Origin of the sequence: Mesorhizobium sp. M7A.F.Ca.CA.003.01.2.1 (assembly GCF_003998945.1) — a bacterium.
Lineage (GTDB): Bacteria > Pseudomonadota > Alphaproteobacteria > Rhizobiales > Rhizobiaceae > Mesorhizobium > Mesorhizobium ciceri.
Window position 1 is genome coordinate 1 of sequence record NZ_RZRA01000150.1, and the last position, 7,634, is coordinate 7,634.

At 58.9% G+C, this 7,634-nt stretch carries 7 protein-coding genes; 5 read left to right on the plus strand and 2 right to left on the minus strand.

Features of this window, described 5'->3' with window-relative positions; genetic code table 11:
• Positions 1–3: 3 nt before the first annotated feature.
• On the minus strand, positions 4–1,566 hold the full coding sequence (locus EN969_RS08905; RefSeq protein WP_063168709.1) for a GMC family oxidoreductase N-terminal domain-containing protein: 1,563 nt from the start codon (positions 1,564–1,566) through the stop codon (positions 4–6).
• Positions 1,567–2,008: 442 nt separating this feature from the next.
• Between EN969_RS08905 and EN969_RS08910 the strand changes: the two genes are divergently transcribed.
• Entirely contained in the window at positions 2,009–2,527 is a 519-nt protein-coding gene (locus EN969_RS08910; protein WP_013530428.1) for a ferritin-like domain-containing protein, read from the plus strand.
• A gap of 145 nt (positions 2,528–2,672) precedes the next feature.
• Here the strand turns inward: EN969_RS08910 and EN969_RS08915 are convergent, their stop codons facing one another.
• On the minus strand, positions 2,673–2,870 hold the full coding sequence (locus EN969_RS08915; protein ID WP_013530427.1) for a hypothetical protein: 198 nt from the start codon (positions 2,868–2,870) through the stop codon (positions 2,673–2,675).
• Between the two features lie 825 nt (positions 2,871–3,695).
• Between EN969_RS08915 and EN969_RS08920 the strand changes: the two genes are divergently transcribed.
• From EN969_RS08920 to EN969_RS08935, 4 genes are all read left to right on the plus strand, one after another.
• The gene (locus tag EN969_RS08920) at positions 3,696–4,466 is read left to right on the plus strand and encodes a hypothetical protein (protein WP_013530426.1); all 771 of its coding nucleotides are present in this window, start codon (positions 3,696–3,698) and stop codon (positions 4,464–4,466) included.
• Between the two features lie 38 nt (positions 4,467–4,504).
• Positions 4,505–5,203: a TIGR00730 family Rossman fold protein gene (locus EN969_RS08925; protein WP_013530425.1), complete on the plus strand. Its 699-nt coding sequence runs from the start codon at positions 4,505–4,507 to the stop codon at positions 5,201–5,203.
• A 138-nt stretch (positions 5,204–5,341) separates the two neighbouring features.
• Positions 5,342–6,217, plus strand: coding sequence for a DMT family transporter (locus EN969_RS08930; protein WP_244514330.1), 876 nt, complete (start codon positions 5,342–5,344; stop codon positions 6,215–6,217).
• On the plus strand, positions 6,111–7,634 hold a 1,524-nt coding region (locus EN969_RS08935), incomplete at its 3' end, for a peroxidase family protein (protein ID WP_281060000.1). The genes EN969_RS08930 and EN969_RS08935, both read left to right, overlap by 107 nt.

A 7,634-nucleotide genomic window follows, 5' to 3' on the forward strand; every position in this document is an offset into this window, starting at 1 on the left:
CTGTCAGATGGACCGGCGCAGGCTGTCGGCCATTTTCTCGCCAATCATGATCGAGGTCAGATTGGTGTTTGCCTGGCAATCGAGCGGCATGATCGACGCATCGATAACCCGCAGCCCTTCAAAACCGTAGACCCGGCATTCCGGATCGACCACGGCCTCACCGGGCCTACCCATGCAACAGCCGCCGATCCCATGCTGCGCATCGGAAGACTGCGCCAGCAGGAAATTGTCGACCTCCTCGTCGCTTGCCATTTCGAGCCATGACAAAGGCAGATCGGAATCCCCCAGCAGGACGCGCTCGGCGATCGCCTGGATCGGCGCTTGCCGGGCAATCTCGCCAAGGTGGCGATAGGCGATACGCATGCGCTGAAGATCCATCGGATCGTCCAGCATGTTCTCTTCCACGATCGGCTGGTCGAAGGGATTGGCGGAACGCAACTGCACGGTGCCCCGGCTCTTGGCTTCCATCAGGATCAGATTGACCATGGCCTCGCCGAACTGGGCGCTGTCGGATTCCACGCCGATACCGCCATGGTTCATGGCGACGTAAAGAATGTCGTCGCGCTCGGCACCCGGCACGCCGGAACTCGTCCGCACACAGCAGTTGGTATGCCGCGCGTCGACATCGGTCGCCTTGAATTCCGGCTTCAGCTTCAGTTCGATGCGGCAATAAGGATGGTCGAAGAAACCTTCGCCGACCGGCAGGTCGGCAAGCACCTCGATGTCCTTTCGATTCAAGAGAGCCGCCGGACCGATGCCCGAGCGCTGCAGGATGACTGGAGAGTGGATGGCGCCGGCCGAGACGATGACCAGCGGCGCCTCGAATTTGCGAACCTGACCGGCCACGATGGCCAAAACGCCGATCGCTTTCTTGCCATCGAAAAGCACCTTGTCCACCGTCGCCTGCCCGATGATGGTGAGGTTCGGCCGGTCGCGGGCAGCTTCCAGATAGCCGTCATTGACCGACACGCGCTTGCCGGCTCGACTGTTGATGGGATAGGTGCAAGCCCCTTCGGCATCCGGAGCATTGAGATCGTCATGCCAGGGATGGCCGAGGGCCATCGCGCTTTGGCGCATGGCCTTGTCGACGCTTCCCCAGCTTTCGACAGGCGCGCGGTAGATCGGAATCGGGCCATCGCTGCCGTGAAAATTAGCCGCGATCGGGTCATCCTCCAGCCGGCGGAAGAAGGGCAGCACGTCGGCTCCCGACCAGCCCTTGCATCCGATTTCCTCCCAGCGGTCGAAGGCATGGAGCACGCCGCGAATGGCAATCTGCCCATTGACGGCCGTCGAACCGCCAAGCCCCTTGCCGCGCCAGTAGACCCGATGCTCCTGCCGCTTGGTGCGGCGAGCCATCAGGTCGGGGTACATATATTGTTGCTGAAAATGATCGGGAAGCAGCAGGTTGAAGGGATTTGGACTCGCCATCTCGGCAGGTTGCTCGCCGCTCCGGTAGTCCGGCCCCGCTTCCAGCAAAAGCACGTTCGTGGCCGCATCTTCGGTGAGCCGGGCGGCAAGGACAGCCCCGGCTGCGCCGGCTCCGACAACGATGACATCAAAGGGCATGCCGCACTCCCTACATCCGACCAATGCACGGCTCACTCGACCGCGACATCATCTTTGATTTCATTGTGCACGATCATCTGCTGGCATTCAGGCTCGGCGACGGACGCCGGAACCGACCACCTTAGCCGCCGTTGCACGACAGCAAGATCATCATGATTTGTTTTATATGTAAATATGATTTCGTATATGAACCCATCGGAAGTATCTCTTTTCACCATCTACTCCATACAGCGCGACGAACCCCGGTGCTTTCCGTCCCCCCTGCCGGCGGCTCTCACACCGTCATCGTCCATCGCCTTTTGATGTCGATCGGCCCTCGATAAAAGCGGTGTTCGACGCGCTGCCCTTCCACGTCGCCCCCAGGGAACAACTGCTTCCATGGAAAGTTAGTCCATGGCTACACCGCCGGTGAGCTTTCACGACAATCCAAGGGAGACAAATCATGGCGACTGCAAAAAGAGCGACGACCAAGGGACTGGAGGCTTTGTTCCTCGATGGGCTGAAGGACATCTACTACGCTGAAAAGAAGATACTCAAGGCCTTGCCGAAGATGGCAAAGGGCGCCGAATCCGAGGAGGTGGCTGCGGCCTTCGAAAAACATCGCATGGAAACCGAAGGCCAGGTTGATCGGCTCGAGCAAGTGTTCGAACTTATGGACAAACCGGCGCGCGGCAAAACCTGTCCGGCGATCGACGGCATTCTTGAGGAAGGGTCGGAAATTCTCGACGAATACAAGGGCGACCCAGCCCTGGATGCTGGGCTGGTCGGCGCGGCACAGGCCGTCGAACATTATGAAATCGCGCGCTACGGCACGTTGGTCGCGTGGGCTGAACAGCTTGGCAAGAGCGACGTGGTCAAGCTCCTCAACGAGACATTGAAAGAGGAGGTCGCGACGGACGAAGCGCTTTCCGGGCTGGGCGAAGGCGGTGTCAATGAGCGCGCCCTGGAGCAAGCTGCCTGACTGGGCGTCCTGACTGAAGTCGCCCCGGCAAAGTCGCCGGGGCGACTTTCGCGACCCTAACCGCAGCGTCGTCGATAGCACCTCTTTCAGATGCAATCAGACCCACCCCGATACTTCGGGGTGGGTCTGCTGAAATCACCCGCGATCAGCGGTTTTTGTGACTTTGTTCGCCAGCTTTCACGTGCTGTTCGTGGGTTCCACCACGCATGCCGGATCCATCGCCCTGCTGCCGTTGACCACCACCAGCGGCCTGCTGTTGCTGACGGTTTTTATTGTCGGCATTCTTGTGGCTCTGCTGGCCTGCCTTCACATGCTGTTCGTGGCTACCACCTTGATTGGGCATTCTTCTTCTCCTTCACAATGCACGAGGCGACAACCGCCTCGATTGCCTAAGAAGAGTCAGGCGCGAACGTTCCCTTACGTAACATTTTGTGAAGACCCTCAGACAAGCCGGGCGTTCGAAGGAGCTTGAGATGGATGCCGACCCGGAGAGCGTTGCGCCAACCTCGGGAGTAAGGTGCGTTGCACTGTCCCGCTGAATTGAAATGGGTGGTCTCGAAAGCTTGCTGGATAGCGAGATGCGCACCTTGCCACGCCGTTTATGCATTTGCGCGGAACGGTGGTGCTGTTCGCGTAGGCCGCATTGGGAGTCATCAGAGGTGCCATGAGAACGGCGATTGTCGAGATGGCGGTGAATGTTTTCGTCAAGCTGCGTAGCATGATCGAATTCCATCCTTGGATTCAGTTGAGGTTCAGGTTCGACCGCTCAGCCTTTTGCGGATGTCAGTCTGGCGTTGCGGCTGTGATGTTGGGCAACTCAGCGTAATTCAGCGTGAAATAACGATCATCGTTCCCCGGTGTCTTCGCATGATCGTCGAGAGATGATTTCCGGTCTTCGCGGCCCGTGCATCCGGATGGCTGTCAATGGAGGCTCGGCAGGCGATCCGCTTAGACAATGTCGTCGGCCAGGGCTGCAAGGCCCCGCCGACACAGAAGCTCGCCGCGGGATAAGGCTGGCCGAGGCAATTGAGAGAAGTAGATCAACCGTCACCTTGCAGGAACCGCCAATGCGATCTGCCTGTTAGCCTGGACGGACCCATTCCAGCGCAATTCACGTTGAGATCACGCGGAGCACTGCAAAGCATGCGTCATAAGGGAGGAACCCGACATGACGCTCAACATCAATAAGCCGCTGCGTGTAGCCCCAGTCGAAATTTCAGCTCGCGAAACAGCCTCATCCTTCACGGTTCGGTCTCCGCGCCTCCTTGCTTGGCGCAGCGCGTTAACGGCACGGATGTCTGGCCCTGGGGGAGCCTACAATGTCGGCAACCTCATTGGTCTTTGTCAGGGGATTACGGCGCAGATTCTCGTATCCGGCGATCTGAACCAACTCCTCTGGACAGGCGCGCCGGCCGCCATCAGCCATTATTTGACGGGCAATTTCGCTGCGATCGCAATGACCTCGGCGACGGCGATCTTCTTCGCCAGCGGCGAGATCTACCATCGCGCCTGGAACGGACGTCTCAAGCCTAGGGAAAATCTCAACCGCCTGGGTGATTTCCTGTCCGGCGTTGGTGCCGGTTGCCTTGGCCTGGCCCTGTTTGAACTTGGCCATCCGTTGCTGGCGTTGACATCGGGCCTGCTTCATTCCGTTGGAAAATTCGGCAGTGCTTGCCACCGACCCGGTGTCCGGATCCTCAACTTGTCGGAATACGGCCCCGACCCGTTTCGCGTCATGGTCCTTCTCAGCCGGCTGCCGGCCCTCATCGCCGCCGGGACAGAACTCTGTGCATCGCTGTTCAAATTCGAAGTCGAACAGCCACAGCATTGGTCTACGCCCGCCAGCCTTCTCGTTTGTTACCTGCTCTGGTCCTGGGCTGACCTGCTTCTGTTCCGATCGAGCCAACCTCGCGCAGCCCGCGATCATTCCGCCGGCTGATCAAGCTTCGCTATTCCAACCTCATTTGGAGAGACACCATGTTTGGATCATCATCCGACAATTCCGCAGAACAGATCGGCCGCTCCTATCCCTTGCAGCGACGCATCGGCACGATCTGCGTTTTCGGCGGCGCCATGCTTGGCAACGATCCCGACCACGCCCGTTGCGCCACCATCCTTGGCGAGACGATAGCCGCAGCAGGTATTCGCCTGGTCTATGGCGGTGGCTGTGATGGCCTGATGGGCCAGGTGGCTATTGCCGCAGCAGAAGGGGGTGGAACCGTGATCGCGATCACCCCGCAGTTCCTGATCGAGCGGATGAGAATGCTATTATCGGGATGCCAGACGATTTCAGTTCCCGACATGAGTATCCGCAAACAGCTCATGTTTGACTACGCGGATGCATTTGTAGCCTTGCCTGGCGGCATCGGAACCGTTGAGGAACTGACCGAGGTCATGACGCTTCGCAAGCTGGAAAGGCACTGCAAGCCGCTGGTCCTGGCGAATTTCAAAGGCTTCTGGTCACCACTTCTCGGCGTCTTCGAGAGCATGTCCGAGGCTGGCTTCATGAACTCGTCAACTCGATGCACGCAAATGGTTTCGGCAACCCCGGAGGCCATCCTTCCGCTTCTTCAGCGCAGCGTCAGTTTCGAGCAGAACGAACCGCCAACGCCCGTCCTGCTGCCCACCATCCCCGTCTTGCGCAGATCACATATATCGAGTGCTGGCCCCGGATAGATCGCGAACCAAAAGACGCGTTCTTCCGCGCAACACCAGCCACCTCGACGATGACGGGGTCCGTCGGCCCCGATCATCGCTTTCAAACCCGATCACAAACCGTTGGAGCCATTGCCCGCTGTGGTGATGCGATCAATCATGTCCAGATTCAAGGCAAATTCCTTGCTAATGCTTGCTGCGCTCATTTGGGGAGTGGGCAATGTGTCCCACAAGACCATACTGGCCCACCTCGATCCCATGGCGGTTGTTTTCCTGACCAGCGTGATCGCCGGACTGGTGACGTTGCCATTCGCGGTGCGGGAGCGCGACCCCGAAACCAACACCGGCTGGTTTCCAAGTGTGGCGAGAGTGGTTCTGCTTTTTGCTCTCGGCTGTGTGGTCCAGCAATTGTCCTATGTCAGCACGACGGTGACGAACTCGAGCCTCCTTATCAGCGCTTCCACTGTTATCACGCCGATCGCCGCATGGCTGATCATGAGGGAGCGTCCAAGTGCACTGATCCTATTCGTCGCAATTCTGACGGTCGTGGGATCGGCTCTCCTGGCGGGCGGCTTCAATGGTTCGGCAACCGCCGGCGACGCTTTCGCCGTCCTGACTGCAATCTGTTTTGCAGTATGGACGGTCGAACTCGGGCGGCATGTGCAGGCACATGGCCATCCCTTCGCGACGGCGGCCGCACAGTTCATCGGCACGGCCGTTGCCACGCTACCTTTCGCCCTGCAGGGCACAATGACATTTCAGGCAATTATGGCAGCATGGCCAGAACTCATCACGCTTGGTGTGTTCTCGACCGCTGTCGGCTTTTGCCTGCAGACTTCTGCACAGCGCTACACCACTTCGTCCCATGCGGCGGTGATTTGCAGCGGAGAGGGTGTGTTCGCCGCCATTTCCGCTGCCGCTCTGCTTGGTGAACGGCTTTCGCCCGACGGGCTTCTGGGTGCGGGCGTCATTCTGTCCTGTGTGCTGTTCACCGCCGTCTCGGCGGGCCCGAAGCTCGATCCGTCAGTGTCATGATCGCCTCGGCAATGTCGCTCTGCTCTGGGGCCGCGCCATTCAGACCACCGACGGGCAAGTCTGTTTCTACTCCCGGATTCATGCCAAGCTACTCGCCTGGCCGCATTCATCCTTCTGGAAAACGAGGTCTACTTCGATGCTCCACGGCGAAACGTCCTCCTTCGAAGCCGCCAACATACCGAACCGGTCAAACCAGAATTCAGACGACGGCCTCAACGACAAGCCGACCTTGAGAGGCATCAGGCTCTTCCCGTCCCTGGCGGACATGCCGATCGCCTTGTTTGACGCAACCGAAGACGAGAGCGCCATCGACCGCACCAAGGCGGGCTTGCTGGACATCACGGCGGAAATGGTCGGCCCGACCGATGGACTTGAAGGCAGTGATCTCAGCCCTACACCAGCCGGCTTTACCTATTTCGGTCAATTCGTGTTCCATGACATCGTCTTCAGCCAAATATTCGGATTGCCCAAGCCGACAGGCAAAACCCATCATTTGAAGAACGCGTCCTCGCAAGGCCTTGACCTTTCGGGGCTCTATGGGCGGGGGCCAATCGTCGACGCCCATCTCTACGATGTTGCGGATGGGGCGGACCTGTCGGCTTGCCGCTTTCCGATCGGCTTGCCTTGCATGAAAGGCAGTATGCTTCCGGTCGACGGTAAGACCATGCAAGGCCGTGATTTGCCGCGCATCGACTTCTCGGGCAAGTTTATCAGTGTCGAGGGTCGGCGATCGCCTTATCGGCCCTTGGTGGCGGATCCGCGAAACGACGACAATCTTGTCCTGTCGCAACTGCTCTGCACACTCATGGGCATCCACAACAGGATCGTGGATCTGCTGCTTGGCATCGGCACCGACCCAGCAGAAGCTTACAAGCGTGCCAGGATCTATCTGACCTCGGTTTACCGCACTGTGATCATCAACGACTATCTGAGAAAAGTTCTGGCTCCGGAAATATGGGACCATTTTTTCGCCAGTGACGATTTTCTTGGCGCCGGAGTCTCGGCACTTGAGACTTTCAATGCGCTGCCTTTGGAATTCACCTTCGGTGCGTCGCGCTTTGCCCACGCCATGGTCCGGCAGTTCTATGTCGTGAACGACAGGTCGGTCGAAGAACCAGCCAATCTGCGCAAAATGCTGTCCTTTTCCAGCCTGCGCCCGGGTGGGGAGATTCCAATACCCGAGAACTGGATTGTCGACTGGAACCGGTTTGCCTCAGCCGACCCCCCGTCGAAAGCTCAAAGTGCCCGGCGCATAGGACCATTCCTGTCGAAAGAACTGACGATTGCCGGCCTGAGTGCGGAATTGAACGGCACAGTCCGGCCGGTTGCCTTCATGGATTGCTGGCGCTGTTACGACCTTGGTTTGCCATCCGGGCAGGACGTGGCCGGTGCGGTGAAGACCGCCCTGGGCGACAAC